This is a genomic window from Bradyrhizobium sp. (assembly GCF_028868675.1).
GTDB lineage: Bacteria > Pseudomonadota > Alphaproteobacteria > Rhizobiales > Xanthobacteraceae > Bradyrhizobium.
In genome coordinates this window covers 1-1,895 of record NZ_JAGWUA010000366.1, presented here as the reverse complement: position 1 = coordinate 1,895, position 1,895 = coordinate 1, and the positions used below count along the sequence as shown (strand labels likewise).

At 63.9% G+C, this 1,895-nt stretch carries 2 protein-coding genes and 1 tRNA gene; 1 reads left to right on the top strand and 2 read right to left on the bottom strand.

The genetic code is table 11. The features are described from left to right. Nucleotides 1-648, top strand: a 648-nt coding sequence (locus KGM94_RS25160) for a Crp/Fnr family transcriptional regulator (protein ID WP_300265444.1), incomplete at its 5' end; no start/stop codon positions are given. A gap of 515 nt (nucleotides 649-1,163) precedes the next feature. Here the strand turns inward: KGM94_RS25160 and KGM94_RS25155 are convergent. Together KGM94_RS25155 and KGM94_RS25150 are read right to left on the bottom strand one after the other, a co-directional pair. Further along, nucleotides 1,164-1,239: transfer RNA gene (locus tag KGM94_RS25155), tRNA-Ile, on the bottom strand. 152 nt (nucleotides 1,240-1,391) lie between these two features. Next, nucleotides 1,392-1,895, bottom strand: a 504-nt coding sequence (locus tag KGM94_RS25150) for a tripartite tricarboxylate transporter substrate-binding protein (RefSeq protein WP_300265441.1), incomplete at its 5' end; no start/stop codon positions are given.

Sequence of the window (1,895 nt, the reverse complement as noted above, 5' to 3'; positions counted from 1 at the left end):
GAAATCGTGGAATTCGAACCTGACGAGTTCGTATGGCACGTCGGCGACCAGGCCGGAGGTGTGTTCGGCATCGTTGAAGGAGCGGTCGGCGTGCTGGTGCCGGCCGAGGAGGCCGGCCTTCGGCTCGCCCACATCATGCGGACCGGCGCCTGGTTCGGTTACGGCCCGTTGTTCACGGGAGGCCAGCGGACATTGACGTTCCGAACCACCGAACCCAGCATCGTGATGAAGATCGAGCTTGCCCGTCTCAATGACGTCGGCCGGGCCGATCTGGCGTTCACGCGCATCATGGCGACATTGGGCGTCCAGACGGCGACCATCGCCATCCGGATTATTCATGACCTGCTGATACCACGAACCGATCGACGTATCGCCGCTACGCTGTTGCGGGTTGCCGACGTGCATCAAAAGTCGCGCTCGCCTCGAATGCGCGAGATTCGCCTGAACCAGGCGGAGCTTGCGGAGATGGCCAACACCTCCCGTCACTCCGTAAACCGGACTTTGCGCCTCTTCCAGGAAAACGGCTGGATTGGCGTCACATACAGGCATGTCCAGATACTCAATTCTGCAGTGCTCTCGAAGTTTGCTCATGGCGAAGACGGTATCGTGGGTCGGCTGCACCGACGAAACGGTCGAGGACTTCGTTAGACCATCGGTTCATGCTGCGGGTTATCCTCCGTGAGTCGGCATGACGCATATTGAGAGCAGCAGACTTGCTTGCCTTGATTGGGAGCGAACGACGAGTCGTCCGCGCAGCCTGATCGGGCGCTTGCTCGACCCAAAGGACGGCATGTCACGCTGACCACGCTTCAGCGCGCCGCGCGCATGGTCGGGCGGTCGCTGCGGCTGGAACTGGCTTGGGAGGTCGCGGGATCGATCCCGGCGATGATGGGTCTATACACCTGATTTGCCCGACGCGTCAAGTGAAATTCGGAATAGCGAAATCCTGTTGCCGGCTGTCGCCATTTCCACTGTGCATGGGGTTGATCCTCAGATTCTGGTTGGGAGGCGCTCTTGCCAGTGCTGGTCGTGGCATGGCTTGCCGAACTGCGCAGCCAAAGTCCGCCTTCGCCCTTTGGGCTTCGGCGTGACAGCCTTCGCTCGCTTCGCGGGAGATTGGGACACTGGCTTGCCCAGCCGAAGCTCGCGAAGCGAGCGAAGGCTGGTGGGCCCGGCAGGACTCGAACCTGCAACCAGACCGTTATGAGCGGCCGGCTCTAACCATTGAGCTACAGGCCCCGCCGCGGGCGGGCCGCGCGGCGTGCGCGCGGCCGGCAACGGTGCGGGGTCCGTTTACAGGGGCGGAGGCGATGGTGCAATGCCATAGCGTTTTCGCGCGAAGTGGCCACCGGTTCGCGCGAAGAAAACGCGTCAAACCGAAGAGCCACCCCTCAGTCCACCGACACGCCGGCGAACTCGACCACCTTGCGCCATTTCTCGGTCTCGTCCGCCACCAGCTTGCCGAACTCGGCCGGCGTCATCGGCCGCGGGATGCCGCCGGTCTCGGCGAGCTTGGCCACCAGCTTCGGGTCCTTCAGCGCCTCGCCGACGGCCTTGTTGAGGACGTCGACGATCTCGGGCGGCGTGCCCTTCGGCGCCGAGATGCCGTAGAAGCCGACCGATTCGAAGCCCGGCACGGTCTCGGCGATCGCGGGGATGTCGGGCACGGTCGGCCAGCGTTTCGGCGAGGTGACGCCGAGGGCGCGGACGCTGCCGCCGCGCGACTGCTCCAGCGCGGACGGAAGATTGTCGAAGATGAGCTGCACCTTGTTGGAGATGATGTCGGGGAAGGCGATCGCCGAGCCGCGATAGGGCACGTGCACCATGTCGCACTTGGTCATCGCCTTGAACAGCTCCGCCGACATGTGCACCGAGGTGCCGTTGCCGGAGGACGC